Annotated in this window: 14 protein-coding genes; 4 read left to right on the top strand and 10 right to left on the bottom strand. The window is 40.9% G+C overall.

The genetic code is table 11. The features are described 5' to 3' along the window. Positions 1-134: 134 nt before the first annotated feature. Positions 135-671 (top strand): rubrerythrin, encoded by a 537-nt coding sequence (rbr, locus tag C0979_RS06845; protein ID WP_101695269.1) that lies wholly within the window; start codon positions 135-137, stop codon positions 669-671. A gap of 293 nt (positions 672-964) precedes the next feature. Beyond that, complete coding sequence (trhA, locus tag C0979_RS06850) at positions 965-1,654, top strand: PAQR family membrane homeostasis protein TrhA (protein ID WP_101695340.1); 690 nt, start codon at positions 965-967, stop codon at positions 1,652-1,654. Positions 1,655-1,676: 22 nt separating this feature from the next. On the opposite strand, the gene C0979_RS12390 is transcribed toward trhA, so the two are convergent. From C0979_RS12390 to C0979_RS06880, 6 genes are all read right to left on the bottom strand, one after another. After that, complete coding sequence (locus C0979_RS12390) at positions 1,677-1,988, bottom strand: GIY-YIG nuclease family protein (protein WP_101695270.1); 312 nt, start codon at positions 1,986-1,988, stop codon at positions 1,677-1,679. A 92-nt stretch (positions 1,989-2,080) separates the two neighbouring features. Beyond that, the gene (locus tag C0979_RS06860; protein ID WP_101695271.1) at positions 2,081-2,848 is read right to left on the bottom strand and encodes a M23 family metallopeptidase; all 768 of its coding nucleotides are present in this window, start codon (positions 2,846-2,848) and stop codon (positions 2,081-2,083) included. Between the two features lie 44 nt (positions 2,849-2,892). Next, complete coding sequence (locus C0979_RS06865; RefSeq protein WP_101695272.1) at positions 2,893-3,789, bottom strand: SpoIID/LytB domain-containing protein; 897 nt, start codon at positions 3,787-3,789, stop codon at positions 2,893-2,895. Positions 3,790-3,885: 96 nt separating this feature from the next. Then, positions 3,886-6,330: a glycogen/starch/alpha-glucan phosphorylase gene (locus C0979_RS06870; RefSeq protein WP_101695273.1), complete on the bottom strand. Its 2,445-nt coding sequence runs from the start codon at positions 6,328-6,330 to the stop codon at positions 3,886-3,888. Positions 6,331-6,361: 31 nt separating this feature from the next. Beyond that, a complete protein-coding gene (gene ileS, locus C0979_RS06875) occupies positions 6,362-9,526 on the bottom strand; it encodes an isoleucine--tRNA ligase (protein WP_101695274.1) in 3,165 nt (1,054 codons plus the stop codon). A 426-nt stretch (positions 9,527-9,952) separates the two neighbouring features. After that, entirely contained in the window at positions 9,953-11,416 is a 1,464-nt protein-coding gene (locus C0979_RS06880) for a D-alanyl-D-alanine carboxypeptidase family protein (RefSeq protein ID WP_101695275.1), read from the bottom strand. 199 nt (positions 11,417-11,615) lie between these two features. On the opposite strand from C0979_RS06880, the gene C0979_RS06885 reads away from it, so the two are divergent. After that, positions 11,616-11,816 (top strand): CsbD family protein, encoded by a 201-nt coding sequence (locus C0979_RS06885; RefSeq protein ID WP_101695276.1) that lies wholly within the window; start codon positions 11,616-11,618, stop codon positions 11,814-11,816. A 98-nt stretch (positions 11,817-11,914) separates the two neighbouring features. Here the strand turns inward: C0979_RS06885 and C0979_RS06890 are convergent, their stop codons facing one another. After that, the gene (locus C0979_RS06890; protein ID WP_101695277.1) at positions 11,915-14,530 is read right to left on the bottom strand and encodes a LamG-like jellyroll fold domain-containing protein; all 2,616 of its coding nucleotides are present in this window, start codon (positions 14,528-14,530) and stop codon (positions 11,915-11,917) included. 306 nt (positions 14,531-14,836) lie between these two features. On the opposite strand from C0979_RS06890, the gene C0979_RS06895 reads away from it, so the two are divergent. Then, positions 14,837-17,233, top strand: a complete 2,397-nt coding sequence (locus C0979_RS06895; RefSeq protein ID WP_200816245.1) for an InlB B-repeat-containing protein — start codon at positions 14,837-14,839, stop codon at positions 17,231-17,233. Between the two features lie 92 nt (positions 17,234-17,325). Here the strand turns inward: C0979_RS06895 and C0979_RS06900 are convergent, their stop codons facing one another. The 3 genes from C0979_RS06900 to C0979_RS06910 all read right to left on the bottom strand — a co-directional run bounded on the left by C0979_RS06900 (position 17,326) and on the right by C0979_RS06910 (position 19,502). Then, the gene (locus C0979_RS06900) at positions 17,326-18,309 is read right to left on the bottom strand and encodes a helix-turn-helix transcriptional regulator (protein WP_101695278.1); all 984 of its coding nucleotides are present in this window, start codon (positions 18,307-18,309) and stop codon (positions 17,326-17,328) included. A 165-nt stretch (positions 18,310-18,474) separates the two neighbouring features. After that, on the bottom strand, positions 18,475-18,984 hold the full coding sequence (locus C0979_RS06905) for an exonuclease domain-containing protein (RefSeq protein ID WP_242962668.1): 510 nt from the start codon (positions 18,982-18,984) through the stop codon (positions 18,475-18,477). A 242-nt stretch (positions 18,985-19,226) separates the two neighbouring features. Continuing rightward, on the bottom strand, positions 19,227-19,502 hold the full coding sequence (locus tag C0979_RS06910; RefSeq protein WP_101695279.1) for an HIRAN domain-containing protein: 276 nt from the start codon (positions 19,500-19,502) through the stop codon (positions 19,227-19,229). Positions 19,503-19,754: the final 252 nt, after the last annotated feature.

The following is a 19,754-nucleotide window of genomic DNA, read 5'->3' on the forward strand; positions in this document are numbered from 1 at the left end:
ACGTTTCGTTTAATCAAAAGAGAATGGATTTTAAAATCCGTTCTCTTTTTTATCATCTGATTGAGCTGTCTTTTCAAGAATGATATAATATAAGTATTAAGACTCAATCAGTAAATAAAAGGAGGTATTTTACAATGTCCAAATACGCAGGAACAAAAACAGAAAAGAATCTGATGGAAGCGTTTGCCGGAGAATCTCAGGCACGCAACAAATACACTTATTATGCATCCGCTGCCAAGAAAGCCGGATTTGTCCAGATGGCAAATATTTTTGAAGAAACTGCCAGCCAGGAAAAGGAACACGCAAAAATGTGGTTCAAGGAATTTCATGGAATTGGTGATACTGCTGAGAATTTGAAAGATGCTGCCGAAGGTGAAAATTACGAATGGACAGACATGTATAAACGCATGGCCAAAGAAGCAAGGGAAGAAGGATTTGAAGAACTTGCCGAAAAATTTGAAGGCGTTGCAGAAGTAGAAGCTGCTCACGAAAGACGCTACCGTAAACTGCTTGAAAGTTTTGAATCTGGAACAACATTCAAAGGAAATGCCCCTCTTGGCTGGAAATGTAACAATTGTGGATATATTTATATTGGAGAAGAAGCTCCTGAGATATGCCCGGTATGCACACACCCAAGAGCATATTTTGAAAGAAAGGTAGAAAACTATTAATACCGTTAACACTGATTCGCATTAACCATAATTCGTTTGTTACAAGAAAGTTCTGACATAAAAAGTCAGGACTTTCTTTTTATTTTAAATAAAATCCTGTTTATTCCTCTTGATTTTCTTACCATTTGGTTGTAATATACATATATGCTTTATACAGTTTTTAAAACTACATATAAGATTGTTGATATTTGTTTATGCAAAATGAAAAATCTACATATCCTAAAATATGAGACAAAATAAGAATTGGAGGTTTTCACATGAAAGATATTGCTGTATTACCAAACAAACAGCCTATGAAAAATTTATTGGACTACTCTAATCGGGGAATTAACCTGACAATCCATATCAAGGATCCTGGCAGCGCAATTACCCATTTCATAGGAATGATAATGGCCGTTCTGGCAGCCTGGCCTCTTCTTCTAAAAGCTGCTCAAAATCCAGATCGCCTTTATCTGATTGCAATGAGTATTTATGCCGCCAGCCTGATTCTTTTATATGCTGCAAGCACAACATATCATACCTTTGATAAATCACCGAAAGTCAATACGCTTCTTAAAAAAATCGATCACATGATGATCAGCGTATTAATTGCCGGAAGTTATACACCCGTTTGCCTATTGGTCTTACGAGGGAAAATTGGAATCATCCTTCTGACAATTGTATGGAGCATCGCTATTACTGGTATCCTGATCAAGGCATTTTGGGTCTATTGCCCAAAATGGGTGTCTTCCATTCTTTATATCGGTATGGGATGGACCTGTATTCTTGCTCTTCCTCAAATTCTCGAAGCCTTATCCCCTGCGGCATTCGGATGGCTCTTGGCTGGAGGAATCATATATACCGTAGGCGGAGTGATTTATGCATTAAAGCTTTCTATCTTTAATAATCGGCATAAATATTTCGGAAGCCATGAAATATTCCATTTATTCGTAATGGCTGGAAGCGCGTGCCACTTTATTGTAATGTACCGGTTTATTCTTTAACCAATCGGGGACGGAGGTTTTTTCAAAAAACTCCGTCCCCGATTGGTTTTTCCCTTGTCCCCAATAAACTTTCTTTCTCTCTTTTCGTCATTCTTTTAATTTCATACTCTCGTTTCATTGCTTCCTGTTTTGTCAAAAATGTCTCATAATACACCAATTTTACTGGCCTTCTAGCTTTTGTATACTTTGCTCCACGCCCAGAATTGTGTGCTTCTATTCGATGCTCTATGTCATTTGTCCATCCAGTGTACAAGCTCCCATCCTGACACCTTACCATATATGTATAATTCCGTTTTTCCACTCTTTTGAACCACCTTATCCACCTTTTCCACATTCTATTATAAAATTCTCTATCTAAATGTCAATTAGGGACAGGGCAATATGTAAATGGGGACGGAGATTTTTAAAAAAAACCTCCGTCCCCATTTACATATATTCCACCGGATTCACCGGCTGGCCATCTTTACGCATTTCAAAATACACGTTACATCCTTCCACACTATAGTACTTTGTCGGCTGACTTACATAGCCAAGTACTGTCTTTGCTTCTACCGGATCACCAACCTTTACGGGAACTTCCTTCAACTGCCCGTAGAACAGTTCATATCCATTTCCAATATCCACATTAACGGTTGTCCCTGTTTCTGCCGTAATATCAATAGATTTTATAATTCCAGATGTTGCAGAAATCACTTGATCTCCCTCTGCCCCTGCAATAATAACAGCCGGATTATATTTGTACTGATCCAATGTGGAAAAATAAACTGTTTTATCCATGCTAAAGCTCATCAATACATTTCCATCTACCGGCCATAAAAGTTTACTGTCCTCCGTAAATTTTGCTGCAGATGCACCTCCGGAAACTGGTTTAGGCTGCGGTGCCTGTACCTCTCCTGCATCGCTTAAATCAGATGTTCCTTGCTGTTCAGGAGTATTTTTTTCTGCCTGCTGAGACTCTCCAGAAACACTGCCTGGATCAGTATCTTCATTACTAATCACTAAATTATTCGCCTCTTCTGTTTTCTCGTTTGTATGATCCTTTTCCTCCATCCGCGCCAATTGCTCGTTTTTCCGAGTCTGTTTGTACCCGTTAAATGTATATGTTCCTACAATAGCGATCGCTGCCACGAAGCACAACACTGCCGCGACGGTTGCCCCCTTCTTAGTCTGTGAAGGTCTTTGATCTTTTTTCATCTTATCACCACCTCTGACTATATTTTTGCCAGATAGTGACTTGCTTATTCTGAATTCAATAATATTTCCGCAACTTCTTTCATTTGCGTTCCTTCAAAAAAATATTGCAAAATTTCTTCATAGGTCTGATCCTTTTCCGCCATTTTATTTGCCGTATGCTGACTCATTCCCAGTCCATGTCCAATGCCTCTGGTCGTAATTCTCATTTTCCCATTATAACGCTGAAGTGTAAAACAACTAGACGCCAGATTATATGTATTTCGAAATTCTTCTCCGCTCCAATTTTCCTCTCCTACCCGTACATTCATCACATATCCAGCTGTATCAAGAGCTGTAATTTCTGCATCCAAATCCTCTGTTGTAATCGTCTGAATCTGTTTTTTTGCCTCTATATCCAATGGACATTCTACAATCTTAAGATATGGATACTCTTCACTCCCCAACACTTCCTTTCCATCTCTGGTACACCCCGTACTCAGACGGAAAAATGGCGTTAATGCCAATTCATTTTCATAGAAAAGTACCTTCCCTTCCGTATCTTCCCACGCATTTTGAAATTTTTTGTAATATTTTCCATACTTGTCTCCCCACACCTTTTTCATTTGTGCTTGATTCCATCCTTTATTCTCCAGGACCGTATCATTTCCATTCTCTCGAATTTTCCGATACACCTCCGTACGTACCAGAACAGCCTGCGCTTTCACCGCTTCTTCCCGATATGATCCCGGAATTTCTTGTGCCATCACACCAATGCAATATTCCCGAATCGGAACTTCTTGCTCCTTCGTCTTTTTGTTATCCACATTTTCCACCTTCACTGTTGTATTATCCACATCCGAGTCCGGTAATATGCTTGGCCCATTTAAAAATACGGTGACAACATAGGGCAATAATATAATAATTATTATATAACATCCTAGATTTTTCAGCTTTCGATACATCCTTTTTCCCTCCATACACTATCAAAGTATGAAAAGGGACAGGGTAAAATGCATTCGGGACGGAGTTTTTTGCAAAAAACTCCGTCCCGAATGTAATTATAATTTCCAAATATCATCCACATATTCCTGAATCGTTCTGTCTGACGAGAATTTCCCGCAGCATGCAGTATTCAGTAATGCCATTTTAGCCCATCCGTCTTTATTACGGTAAGCCTTCTCCACCTGCTCCTGTGCATCTGCATAAGAGCGGAAATCTTTCAAAATAAAGTACATATCTGCCTTATCATATGACGTACTCTTCAGCAGACAATTGTAAAGATCGCGATAGCGCTCCGTATCTCCATCTGCATAGGTTCCATCCACCAACTGATCTACAACCCGACGAACATCCGGGTCATTATTATAAATTTCGTATGGATCATACCCGCCGTGCTTCTCATAGTTCATAACCTCATCAGAGCTTAATCCAAAGATAAACGCGTTTTCTCTTCCTACTTCTTCCACAATTTCTACATTGGCTCCGTCCATAGTTCCAAGTGTCGGTGCACCATTTAGCATAAACTTCATATTACCTGTTCCGGATGCTTCCTTAGATGCTGTAGAAATCTGTTCGCTGACATCTGCAGCTGCAAAGATCATTTCTGCATTGGATACGCGGTAGTCCTCAATAAATACTACCTTCAGCTTTCCATTAATGCTGCGATCATTATTAACCACCTCTGCAACAGAGTTAATCAGTTTAATAATTTCCTTTGCACGCACATATCCGGCAGACGCCTTGGCTCCAAAAATAAAGGTTCTTGGATAAAAGCTCTTCTCTGGATGCTGCTTGATCTGATTATAAAGATACATCACGTGCAGGATGTTAAGAAGCTGACGCTTATACTCGTGCAAACGTTTTACCTGTACATCAAAAATAGATCTTGGATCTACTTCGATACCATTGTGCTCCAGGATATATTTTGCCAGGCGCTCTTTATTCTTGAATTTAATTTCCATAAATTCTGCTCTGGCAACATCATCTTCTGCATATTTTTTAAGTCCGGACATCAAAGACAGATCTGTAATCCAGTCTTTTGTTCCCAGTTTTTCAGTTACCCAATCTGCAAGCAGCGGATTTCCATGCATCAGGAATCGTCTCTGTGTGATACCATTTGTTTTGTTATTGAACTTCTCCGGCATCATTTCATAGAAATCACGAAGTTCTCGTTTCTTCAGAATCTCTGTATGAAGTCTGGCAACACCATTTACGGAATATCCGGCTACAATCGCAAGATGTGCCATCTTAACCTGACCATCTCTTAAAATTGCCATCTTCTTGACTTTCTCTTCATTTCCAGGATACATTTCCCGAACCTTAATAAGAAATCTTCTGTCAATTTCCTGGATAATCTGGTACACACGCGGAAGTAATCTTGAAAACAGATCAATCGGCCATTTCTCAAGTGCTTCTGCCATAATCGTATGATTCGTATATGCACAGGCTTTTGTTGTGATCTCCCATGCTTCATTCCATTCAAGCTGATAATCATCTAATAAAATTCTCATAAGCTCTGCAACAGCTACCGTCGGATGCGTATCGTTCATCTGGAATGTTGCTTTCTCATACAATTTATGAATATCATCATGGCTCTTCATATACTTATCTACTGCAAGCTGAAGACTCGCAGATACGAAGAAATACTGCTGTTTCAGACGAAGTTCTTTTCCTGCATAATGATTGTCATTTGGATACAGAACTTCAACAATCGTTTTTGCCAAATTCTGCTGTTCTACTGCTTTATGATAATCGCCTCGTTCAAAAGATTCCAGCTGGAAGTCTACAATTGGCTCTGCATCCCAGATACGCAGTGTGTTCACCTGTCCATTTCCATATCCAACAATCGGATAATCGTATGGAACCGCTAATACGGATTCATAATTTTCCTGTTTAAACAAAGTCTTTCCTGTGGTATCATCATATTCCACCCGGATATTTCCGCCAAACCGAATTTCTTTTGCATATTCCGGTCTTCTAAGTTCAAATGGATTGCCGTATTTCAACCAGTTATCTGGCTTCTCTACCTGATATCCATCTTTAATCTTCTGTTTAAACATTCCGTAACGATACCGAATTCCGCATCCGTAAGCTGCATAACCAAGCGTTGCCAGAGAATCTAAGAAACATGCTGCCAAACGGCCAAGTCCTCCGTTTCCAAGAGCCGGATCCGGCTCTTGGTCTTCTACCATGTTTAAATCAATTCCCAGTTCATCAAGTGCTTCTTTTACTTCCTTATATGCCGTCATATTAATCAAGTTGTTTCCAAGCGCACGCCCCATCAGGAACTCCATGGACATATAATACACTATCTTCGGATCTTCCTTATCGATCTTCTTCTGTGTCTCAATCCAGTCATCAATGATCGCCTCTTTTACAGCATAAGATACAGCCTGATACAATTCCTGCAGATTTGCTTCATGCAGTTCTTTACGAAACAACGTCTTAATATTATTCGTAACATCCTTTTTAAATGCTTCTTTTTCAAATCTTGGATTATACATATAAACTCTATCCCTTCCCCATATTTCCAAATTATTGCTTTTCAACACCAAGTGTTACGTTTTCTCCGTTAATTTTCCACTCTTTTACATATCCAATTGGTGATTTCTTCTCAACAGATACTGCCAAAGTCTCCTCCCCAATCTCAGAGACATGATCAGCAAAAACAGCTTCTGCTTTCTCTGTTCCTTCATATGTAATTGCAATCTTATCCATTACTTCAAAATCTGCTTCCTTACGCATGGTCTGTACTTTACTGATAATCTCACGTACAAAGCCTTCCTCCAGGAGTTCTTCCGATAAGTTGGTATCTAAAACGACTGTAATACCATTGTCATTTTCAGATACATAACCTTCCATCTGTGCAGATTCAATCAGAAGGTCTTCGCGGAACAAGGTTACTTCCTGACCATTGATATCAAGCTTCAATGCCTCTTTCTCATTCAGTTCATCCATTGCTGCATTTCCATCCAGTGAAGAGAGCGTCGCTTTGATTCCGCCAAGCAGCTTGCCATATTTAGGTCCAACTGTCTTTAACTGTGGCTTAAATGTATAAGAAGTAAATTCACGTACGTCCTGTGTAAATTTCACATTCTTTACATTCAATTCTTCCTTCACAATATCCCGATAAAATTCAGGAAGATCAAATTCTGCCTTTACATACATCTGACCGATCGGCTGACGGTTCTTAATGTTTGCAGTATTTCGACATGCACGTCCCATAACAACCAGTTTCAGCACTTCATCCATATGCGCTTCCAGTTCCTGATCAATGTGTGCTTCATCCGCTACTGGGAAGTCACACAAATGGATACTTTCCGGCGCATCCTTATCAATGCTTCTTACCAGATTCTGATAAATATCTTCTGTCATAAACGGAATCATCGGAGCTGCAACCTTACATACTTCTACAAGCGCTGTATAAAGAGTCATATAAGCATTGATCTTATCCTGTTCCATTCCCTTTGCCCAGAAGCGTTCACGGCTTCTTCTTACATACCAGTTACTCATATCATCTACGAAATCCTGCAATGCTCTTGCTGCTTCCGGAATCCGATAGTTTCCAAGATGATCATCCACCGTCTTAATCAGCGTATTTAATTTGGACAGAAGCCATTTATCCATAACAGATAATTTTTCATAATCCAACGTATATTTTGTTGCGTCAAACTCATCAATATTCGCATACAGTACGAAGAATGCATAAGTATTCCACAAAGTACCCATGAATTTACGCTGTCCCTCTACAACCGCTTTTCCATGGAAACGATTTGGCAGCCATGGAGCGCTGTTAACATAGAAATACCAGCGGATTGCATCAGCTCCATATTTTTCCAGAGCATCAAATGGATCGACCGCATTTCCTTTTGATTTACTCATCTTCTGACCATTCTCATCCTGCACATGTCCAAGAACGATAACATTCTTATATGGCGCTTTATTGAAGATCAGCGTAGAGATTGCCAGCAGGGAGTAGAACCATCCACGAGTCTGGTCCACAGCCTCGGAAATGAAATCTGCCGGGAACTGTTTTTCAAACAATTCTTTATTCTCAAATGGATAGTGGTGCTGAGCAAATGGCATGGAACCACTGTCAAACCAACAGTCAATTACTTCCGGTACACGATGCATCGGCTTACCACATTTCGGACAACGAATCGTTACGTCATCGATATATGGACGGTGAAGTTCAATATCATCTGGACAGTTATCGGACATTTCTTTTAATTCTGCAATACTTCCGATAGAATGCTGATGTCCGCACTCACATTCCCAGATGTTCAGTGGGGTTCCCCAGTAACGGTTTCGGCTGATTCCCCAATCCTGAACGTTCTCCAGCCAGTCACCAAAACGTCCTTTACCGATACTTTCCGGAATCCAGTTGATCGTATTATTATTCGCAATCAGGTCATCCTTTACTGCCGTCATATTGATAAACCAAGATTCACGTGCATAGTAGATAAGTGGCGTATCACATCTCCAGCAGTGCGGATAGCTATGCTCAAAATTCGGAGCTTCAAAAAGAAGTCCTCTTTCTTCCAGATCTTTCAACACTTCCGGATCCGCCTTCTTTACGAATAAGCCCGCAAATGGAGTGGTCTCTCCCATATTTCCCTTCTCATCAACCAGCTGTACAAATGGCATATCATACTTACGGCCAACCTTCGCATCATCTTCACCAAATGCAGGTGCAATATGAACCACACCAGTACCATCTGTCAATGTTACATAGGTATCACAAGTAATGAAAAATGCCTTCTTATTCTGCTTTGTGGCACAGTCTGCCGCACACTGATAAAGCGGCTCATATTCCTTGTATTCCAGATCTTTTCCTTTGTATGTTTCCAGCACTTCATATGCCGGTACAGCCTCTCCATCTTCCGTTTCCTTTGCAAGCTTGCCAAGAACCGTATCAAGAAGCGCACACGCCATATAATAAACGTATCCGTCTGCTGCCTTTACTTTGGCATAATCTTCCTCTGGATTTACACAGAGACCGATGTTGGACGGCAATGTCCATGGTGTCGTAGTCCATGCCAGAAAATATGCATCTTCTCCAACCACTTTAAATCTTACGATAGCAGAGCGTTCCTTTACATCCTTGTACCCCTGTGCAACTTCCTGTGCAGAAAGAGGGGTTCCACATCTTGGGCAATAAGGTACGATCTTAAATCCTTTATACAGAAGCCCTTTATCCCAAATCTGCTTTAATGCCCACCACTCTGATTCAATAAAATCATTGTGATAGGTTACATATGGATTCTCCATGTCCGCCCAGAAACCAACGGTTCCGGAGAAGTCTTCCCACATTCCTTTGTATTTCCACACACTTTCCTTACATTTATCAATAAATGGCTCCAGACCGTATTCCTCGATCTGCTCTTTGCCGTCAAGTCCAAGAAGTTTCTCCACTTCCAATTCTACCGGTAAACCGTGAGTATCCCATCCGGCCTTTCTCGGTACCTCATACCCTTTCATGGTGCGGTATCTTGGAATCATATCCTTGATGACACGCGTCAGCACATGTCCGATATGCGGTTTACCGTTCGCTGTCGGCGGTCCATCATAGAACATATACATCTCGTTGCCTTCACGTTCCTTCATACTCTTCTCAAAGATCTGATTTTCTTCCCAGAACTTCTCGGTCGCTTTTTCTCTGTCTACAAAATTCAAGTCCGTTGAAACCTTTTTATACATTGAAATCCTCCTTCGGGGACGTGTACAAATGAAAAAAACTCCGTCCCAAATTAAAAATACCCTGTCCCTTGTGGAATTCACATACTTATCTATACTTTTATCCACACTGGAACAAAAAAACTTCCGTCCTGAATAGGACGGAAGTTCTACTACCGTTTATAAACCACCTAAACATACTAACATATGCCTTCCCTATAACGGGGGAATTCCGACAGGGCCTACTTAGAAATAAGTCGATATCCTCTGCAATTCTTTTCGGCGACTGCAACTCGGGAGTGATATTCAGATATCTCTTACTTGCACCGGGCTTTCACCATCTCCGGTTCGCTATGCCGTTCTGATATACCTTACTGTCTCCGTCATCATTATTATCTGTATACACGCTATATTATAGTAAGAAAACACTAAACCCGTCAAGGCTTTTTTCTACCTTCTGGAATTTCTCCTAGGATTTCTTTCCCGCTGTTCCATGGCTTGTCTGCGCCTTCTTCTCTGTGCAATTCTGCGTGCGCGTCTCCGGCGACGATTTCTTCGAATCAACATCCAGATAAAAAGAAGAATAAGAAGAATACTCACCACAATGCAAACCGCCAAAATCTTCTCTTTCAGCGTCCATCCCTTTTCATTTTTCTCTTCTTCTTTTTTGGTTGAAATCTTTTTTAACTTCGCTCCATGCTCGTCAAGATATTCATCACTTAATTTCGCTCTTACGGATCCTACGACATTTCCCTCATAGGTATAAGTCAAAGTTGCCTTATCGCTGGTTCCTCCATCCGGCTCAAGTTCCATCTTCAAATCTTGAAATTCGATTCCCTGTGGAAGTACCACATAGCCAGTCTCTTCTTCATCCAAAATCTTTTTCACATCTTTAGATTCTTCCAGTCCTGCAACCTTAACTTTCTGGAAATTACTGTAAACATACTCACATAGATTCCGGGTATCCGAATATGTATTTCCGGTCTGGGTCCGAAGCACCACACAGATAAGCTTCATATCCCCATTATCTGTCATCGTCACCAACGTGGACAATGCATCTGAAGTAAATCCGGTCTTTCCGCCAATCACATATTCATAATAATTCTTGTTTCCTGGCATCATCATCTTATGATGCTGCTGAAAAATATGCTCTTCTGTCGTCTCCGATGCCAGAATCGTATAATTTAATGTCTGAGCCATAGCAAAAAATTCCGGATATTTGAATAATTCTCGCCCAATTAATGCCATATCTCTAGCGCAAGTATAATGATTTGGGTCATGCAATCCACTGGTATTCACAAAGTTAGAATTCTCACCGCCAAGCTCTCGACATTTTGCATTCATCTGCTCCAAAAACCAAGAATAATCATGTCCCGCATTAACTCCCACACTTTCTCCTACCGCATAAGCTACCTCATTTGCGGATGCAAGAAGGGTTGCATATAATCCCTGTTCCAGTGTAAGCTGATTACCTTCTTTCATTCCAATTGCCGAATCTCCCGGCTGAATACATGCAATACTATCATGGGAAAATGTTACCGTATCGTCCATTTCCCCGTTCTCTAACGCAATCAACGTTGTCAAAAGCTTCGTAATACTGGCCGGATATTCCTGCGCGTCTATATTCTTTGCATAAAGAATTGCACCGGTTCCCGCCTCCATCACAATTGCTGCATCTCCATAGGTTCCCGGTCCCTGCGGCCAATTTTTAATCCCATTTGACTCCACCGGAATTGCATATGCATCTTCCAACGCCTTCCGCGCCTGTTCTTCTGGCGTTAATTCCTCTTCCGGCATCTGCGCCTCTTCAGCGTTCTCTGTCCCATTCTCTCTGGTCGCATGCGCTGTCATTCCCATGGATAAAGAAAAAATAAGCATCAGACTTGCCGACAGCAGTCTTACACCTCTCCTCATACATTCCTTCCTCCGATTTCAAACTCTTCTATCCCCTATGCGATTTATTCTACCATAAAGCCTCCTTCTTTTCCATCCTTTGTTCATTTACCTGTATATTTATCCACTTCTAAGGTCATAATTATATTGACTGACAGTCGTCGCCATACATGATTTTTTGCAAAATTAAATTTCAAAAAACAGATAGAGGAGGATTCAAATGAAAGACAGAGGTTTTACAGATCAGATCAAAGGCAAAGTAAAGAAGACGTTCGGCGATCTTACGGACAATGAAAAAATGCAGGCAGAAGGAATTCTCGACCAGACAATTGGCAAAACTAAGGAAATGGCGGCTGATATTCAAGATGCAGCCGAAGAAGTCATTGAAAAAGCAAAAGAGAAATTTCACAAGGAGGGTTAAGGCTTACGCCTTCTCTCCTTCTTTTTTGCTCAGAAAAATGAGGTCCTTTCGCCTATGCGAAACGACCTCATCCCTCTCAAAATTATCTCTATTTCATTTTAACTACGTTTCCGTCTGGTAATTACTGCTGCGCCGCTTGCCGCACACACACCCAACAATACCATCCAAATAACCATATCAGTGGTATCCCCAGTCTTTACTTTTCCAGCAGTTGGCTTTTTCGCCGGCTGACCTGTGCTCTGGCTTCCATTGCCCGGTTTTCCAGTATTCTGACTGTCATCAGGCTTTCCATCATTGGAACCGCCCTGGTTATCTCCACCTTGGTTGTCGCCACCCTGGTCGCCGCCGTCCGGATCTACACCCGGATCTTCTTTCTCCTTGACTTGAACCTTCATTGTCACCTGGATAGGCGCAGAACTGTAAAGCTCCTTATCTTCTGCAAGATAGCTTGTGGAACCATCTTTTCCAACCCACTGATCTTTGTTCGCGCTAATAGACTGTACCGTTCCGATAATATCATAAGTTCCTACTTTCTCTGTATCAACACCAGCTGTATCCCATACTACCGGAAGGTTTGAGGTTCCCATATTGTACGCAAGATTCACTTCCGCTGTCTTCGGAAGAACTTCTTTCATTCCCGCTTCGTCGGTACCTTCCTCAACCTCAGCTACTCCAAGATCTTCCTGTACTGCCGACACCGCATCTGCATTTCTGATCGCATCATACTGAGCTTTAGTCAAAGAAATAACTCCACCATGTTTGGTATGTGTTGTCAGGAAATAATCTGGGCTGTCAAGATACTCAAATCCCTTAGACAAATCTGTCGAGATCATCGGCTGATATCCCGGTGTCGGAAGATCATCAACAAAGAGATACCATCTGTTTTCCTGAGAATGATCCTTAAATGATGCCGGACCTTCTACAGCTCCAAATCTGCTCTGACCGATATGACTCTGCACTCTCGTCCATTCTGTCGTCTCATAATTCCACCAGTCTTTTGCCGTAGTCACTTCCATAATAATCTCTTCTGCATTACTCTTGGTAATGTGATACGTCTTTTCTCCATCACGGATAATATTTGTATCAATCCATCCTGCGTTTCCACCCTCCAGGAACATTCCTCCAAACTCCCAGGTTTCCTGGGTGAAATCAGTGGTTACTCCCCACATAATGTCAGCTCCAAGAGACTGCGTCTGCGCTTCGTCTGCATACCGATGAGAAGTCCAATATACAACAAATGCACCTTTTCCTTCTCCATAATAGTCCTCTACCCAAGTAGTCTCCGGCGCCCACATCATACCGAGATTAGCCAGCTTTTCTCCGTCCATATTCTGAACAACATCAAACTGACGCACATCGGACCATGTAATTAAGTCTTTCGACTCCCATACATTCATTTTCGTACTGTAATTTTTCTGCCATTCTCCCCAGCCTGCGTTGTCTCCGCCAAATACACGAAGATCTGTCGCAATAATATAATAAGTCTGAGTCTCCGGATTATAAGTAATAAATGGATCTCTTACTCCTGTTGTTCCAAGGTTGGAAGTAAGAATCGGTTTTCTTCCATTTAACGGGTCCCACTGTTCCGGATTATCTCCTCTGGAAATATCCAGATAAATTTTCTCTGCATACCCCTGACTATCTTCTACAAAATGCACCATCAGATATCCATACTGATCGGTTGGCGCATACTGTGGTTTGATCGTCACCGGAACCTCTATCTCTTCTGTTCTTCCTAATACATGAAGTACTGCTGTCAGCATGCCCTTAAGCGCTTCTTCTCCATTTACCGGCTGCTGAACTTTTACGGTACATCCATCTTCCTGCACTACGATCTGCGGCATAGAGGATTTCCACGTTACCATTCCTTCATAACTGGAAAGAGTTGCTGTCTCATTATCTAATACAACTTCTTTCAGGCTATTCTTTAATCTTTCCAATTCCTGATTTACAAAATAGTCTGGTACCTGCTTCTCAATCTGGTCTTTGGAAAGAGCCTGTCCATAAATCTTTAGATTATCCATGGACGCCTTGGTATATTCTCCACTACCCCAGTCTGCCTTTCCAATCTGTAAAATGCTGTTCTCTCCCAAAAGCTCCGGAATCGTGTAAGCACTTTCTACACTTGACTTTTCTACACCATTTACATAAATAGTCGTATTGGTCTTACTTAACACAGCATCTACGTGTGTCCACTCTTCTCCAACTTTTGCAGATGGACTGGACGGCCGGCTTCCGTTTGTATTATTGTAACGCTCCACCGTCAGATTTCCACCATTATGAAGAAATCCAATATAATGCTCCTGACCATACTCCCAGCTGCCTGCGCGCTGCGCCGCATACACAGCCCAGTTGGTCTGCGTCCTCTCATTCTTAATATCATAAGAAATCGTCAGTTCCTCCACTCCGGTCAGAAGACTTTCTCCTTCGTTATTCGTTACGGCCAGCCACTGATTCGCTGTCCCGTCAAGATGCAGCGCCTTTCCTGCATTTTCCTCATAACTGTCCGTCAGAGTATGCCCACCGGATGCTTTTGCCTGACCGCCGGAAAATCCTGTTTCTTCATCATCAAACGTAAACTCTGCTAATAATGAAGGTTCTTCCTCTGCGGCGTTTGCCCTGTCCATGCCAGGGGTAATTCCTGCACCCAAATATCCCGAACCACCGATCATGGCAGCGGCCAGAATGAGTGCAAGACATTTTCTTTTTCTCATACATTGCCCTCCTCTATAAAATATAATTTCCTATTACATATCATACGACATTCGGTTTTCCACATAAATGCAATAATTTGTGGGAAATGTTGAAAATTTTTAAATTCCTCGGAGCAATCGGGGACGTGTACAAATGAAAAAAACTCCGTCCCGAATGTAACTCCAGCCCCTTATTATTTATTAAAATTGCACAAAAAAAAAGATGATAAATCCATCGTTTGTACATATTGTACATTTCATCAATAGATGATACTATCTTCATATAGACCGTGCCGTCTAAATTTTTTTTGCAAGGGAGGTTATTTTATGAAACACGTGAAAAGAAGACTGTTGGCAATCATCCTCTCAGCGATGATGATTCTCACAACGGCAATGCCAGCCTTGGCAGCGGAACCAGGGGTAACAGCTCCGGAAAGTACAGAACAGATTCAAGTACCGACACCGAGCCAAACAGAAACCAATCAGCCAGCAGCTTCTACAGAAAATCTAACAAAACCTGGAGCAGCTACAGATGCAAACACCGAAAGCACTCCTGCACCAGACAGCGGCAGTACTCCTGCTTCTCCTAATAATATAGAAGCAGCGCCTTCCGCTCCAGCAGCAACGCCGGAGGCTAACGCAGAAATCGGTACAAATACACCGGCAGGGGAACCGGGGAATGCTGTACCTGCTGCAGATCCGCAGAAACAGACTGCAACCATCACATTTAAGTCCGCAGGAAACGGCTACCTAAATGGAACCAGCAGCGTCTATCCGCCAATCGTTTACGAAAATGTGGAAGTTGGAACCACCGTTCCTGTACCTAGCACCAATCCAATCACAGCTTACGAATTTACTTATTGGAAAAACAGTGCCGGACAAAAAGTGGAATTAGGCAATACCGTAACCGTAGGCGAGGCAGACGAAACCTATACCGCATACTTTGCATTAGGCAACTATACCATCACATTCCGATCTGAAAATGAAAAGTACGGAACATTAGCAAAAGACGGACAGCCTGTTTCCGAAATTCAGATTCAAGCACAGGGAAAAAAGAACGTTCGCTTCCCTAGTGGCTCTCAGTTGCAGCCGGTCAAAAATTGCGAATTTGATACCTGGAAAGACCCTGAGGGAAAAGAAATTGGTTATACTAATATTACAGCAAAAGAAAATGCTACTTACACAGCTGTATTTAAACCAAAAAACGCTCTCCAATTTAAATACAAAGTATATGACCGTGCAACCGGTGAAGTTCTTCAGTATGAAAATTCTTCCGGTAATACCGTAGATGTCGGCGGTTCTTTTAAAGGTCTTCTTAATACACCTTATGAGATCGTATATGATTCCTTATTAACGAAATTAGAAGGAATCGGATACCATTTAGAGAGTCCGCAGTACTCCTTCCTGTACAATGATCTTAATACCTACACACTGAACGGAGAAGCAATTGAGCTTAACAACATTGAAACAGATTATGTAAAACTTTATGCTACAAAAGACGTAAAAACTTCAACCGTTACCTTCAAATCAGCAGGAAACGGTTTCCTAAATGGAGCCAGCAACATCAATCCACCAATCATTCACGAAAATGTGGAAGTCGGAACCACCGTTCCGGTACCTACCACCAATCCAATCACATATTATGAATTCGATTGCTGGAAAAACAGCGCCGGACAAAAAGTAGAATTAGGTGAGGCCGTAGAGGTTGGTGAAACCGATGAAACCTATACAGCCTACTTTAAAAGAGCAACATATACCACAACCTTCCGGGTAGAAGATCCACGGTATGGTAAACTTTTAGACAAAAAGAATCCGGTAGATGAGATCCAGGTTACTGTAACCGGAGGTAACACTGTTAGATTCCCGAAATACCAGGCTACCAAGAATTGCCAATTCCTGACTTGGAAAGATGGAACTGGAAAACCGATCAGTTATCTCTCTTTCAAACCAGAAAAAGATGAGACCTATACCATCTCATTTGAACCGGTAGCTCGTCTGGATATTCGTTACAAAGTTCTCGATCGTGAGACTGGCAAAATCCTGCAGTATGTAAGTTCTTCAGGAAAACTGACCGACATCGGTGGCCTGTTCTACGCTTTCCTGAATAAAGAATACACGCTTGGGGATGAAAGAATCGAAAAACTTCTGGCTGATCAGGGATACGAACTGGAAAAACCAGAATACACCTTCCTTTATAGCGATCTTGATACCTATACACTGGATGGCGAACCAATCGAACTTAACAACATTGCAACAGACTATGTAAAGCTTTATGCAACCAAGAAAACCGTAAACTATACCGTTACAACAGATGTAGATGGTAAAACCAGTCAGATCATCGTCAGCAGCAAAGAAGGTAAACTCGGCGCTAAGATGCCGAAAGCCCCTGTAAAAGACGGCTACGTATTCAAAGGATGGAATACAAAGAAAGACGGAAGCGGAGAAGCATTCACAGCTGAAACTGCAATTACAGGCGACATTACCATTTACGCAATCTTTGAGAAGAAGGCAGAAATTACACCACCTACCTCACCAGACGATGACAATAAGAAGCCAGGAAACACCGACAAAGACAATAAAAAGCCGACAAAAACCGATAAAGCCGGTACAGTTAAAACAGCTGATCAGAATGCCGTTGCTTCCTTATCTGTACTTATGAGTCTCTCTTTGATGGTAATCTTAGCATTTGCCATTATGACATTTAGAAAAAAATATAAAAGATAATATGTATTCTTTTCCTGCCAGTAGTTAATTCTACTGGCAGTTTTTTATTTTCAAAGTAGCCCATCAGCTATTGCCAGAATGATTAAAGCAGATTAATAATTTTCCAGCACATCGAGCAAATATTCTTTATACTGCTGTTTCACATGTTCCGGTCCGATAATCTTCATCCCGGCTCCAATTCCTGTGATCCAGCCAAAGAATTGTGGGCTTACCGATACAAGTACTTTGATTTTAAAATGATCTTCGCCCTGGGGAATCATCCACACATCATGGCCAAAACGATCAAGCATAACACCGGCTAATTCGTTCCTGCATTCCAGCGTAACCTCCGCATCTACACCGCCATACATTCCAAAGGTTTTCTTTACAAATGCAGCCAGATCAAAATTTTTGAAGGATTCTTCCCCTTTTCGGTCCGTTTCCAGAATCTTTGTATGCTGCATCTTATCCACACGATAATGTTTAATAATTCCGACTGTTGCATCATAAGCTACCAGATAATAATTTTCGTCATCCCAGGTCAGTGCCCATGGACTGACAACATAGAAAGCGCCATTCTTTTTTAATTTGAATTCCTTTTTAATCGTCCACTCTGTGTACTGGAACGTAATTTCTTTATTCTCGTAAATGGCATTATGGATATAATCCACGTTGTAATAAACCGTCTCATTTTCCGTTTTCGGACGGTTCACAATAAAAACGTATTTGGAAAGCATTTCCACATCTGTCTTACAACAAAGCTTCTCCAATTTTTGTATCAATTCTTTTGATTTCTTCTCTGTAATAAATTTGGAAGACTGCACCGCATCTACTAGAAGCTTTAACTCCGGCAGTTCAAAATCTCTGGCACCAATATAGTACCCTGGATTCTTTCCTTTCTTCTGTTGGATATCCAGTCCAAATTTATCAAGGATCTCCATCTCTGTATAAATTGTTCTTCGATCCGTACTGATACCGTATTCCTGTTTCAGAATCGTACATAACTCTGATGCATTGAGCATATGTTCGTCATCCGTACGTTCCAGAAGGATTTCCATTAAATATAAAGTACGGAGCTTCTGATCAAAAGAAGCCATAGGAATCACCTCATCTTAATCTTTTCTCCTGGACAAAACCTAACACTTCTTATTTCCATCCTTTTTTTCAGTATACCATAGATAAAACAAATATATGGTATCTTCCCGCACAAAATGTAGTGAAAATACCATATTACTATTTAAAATATATTCGATGTTGTATTATCATGCAAATTGTAAATCCAACCCTGAAAACAGTTCTCCTAATGTACTAGAAAGTGGTTTTGATTCCTCTTCTGGAAGTTCATACTGACTTAATTGATATTCTGGATTTAGTGTCAACTTTTTAATCAAATTTCCCGTATTAACTGCATCATCCAATCCGTCATGAAATTCCCCTTCTGGTTCTATCTCTGCTCGCTCTAATGCTTCTGCCAAGCTGATCTGTCGATTCAAACCAAAGCGTTTCATAAATACAGACTGATAATCGATCCATTTTTCTTTCTCAACAAAAGATGTAATTCTTGTGTCGTCAATTTTCTTTGCTTTTATTTCATGCAAGATCTGATCTCTATCCGATTCACTCCATGCATATATTTTATACTCGCGGTCTCCAATCCAATTCAACATATGTAATAAAGCTTCTTGTAGCTTCGGAACATTTTTTAGCTGGCTATTTCTGATACCTGTCAATCTTTCAATAAAATGATCAATTACTCCAAATTCAGGGTGCACGTATTGGGGTAAGTGTTCCAAGCCTTTTAAAATCTTCGTCTAGAAGAACAGCTCCGATCTGTATTGTTTCATTTGCATATTTGTAAGTTCTTTCCCCATAGTATCTTGGCACTTTACACATTTCCAAATCAATAACTAAGTAAAACATATTTTCTCCGTCTTCTTGCACGTTACATTTTAATTTTACTTAAAAATCAAACTCTTACGGATTCAATCCTGCATCTTCTAATAAAAGAGTTTCTTTATTCATCGATTTCCGTTTCTGATTTTTCAAGTTTCTTTTTGTTTTCCAGAAGGCACTTCTTACCTAAGCGACAAATAATTCCGTAATCAGTGCCCAGCACTACTTTTGCTTTTGCAGTATCTCCAATTTTGTCGTAGATTCTTCCAGCACTCATAGAATCACCGATTACCGTATAAGAACTGTTTGCCACATATCCTATTTTCCCAAGTCCTTCAAATAATTCTTTTCCAAAATAGTGTTTTGTTCCTGTCAATGTAAAATAAATCTTACTCATTGCCCTGCCTCCTTTTGCTCTTTCATTCTAATTCCAAAATAATGATGTTCCTTATTCATTTCTTATTAATTTCAAAACATAACTTCCGACAAAAAGCAAAGTAATTCCTGGTAAAAACATACTCTTTCCTCCTACATATTTCCTCTTTTGATGTTATCATTTTACAATAGATAGCTGTGCAAAAATCCCGACATCCAAAGAATTTGGCTTCAAAAAAAAGAAGTAGATATCAAATCTACTTCTTCCACATTC

It is taken from the genome of Dorea phocaeensis, from assembly GCF_900240315.1.
In the GTDB taxonomy this organism is placed as follows: domain Bacteria; phylum Bacillota; class Clostridia; order Lachnospirales; family Lachnospiraceae; genus Dorea_B; species Dorea_B phocaeensis.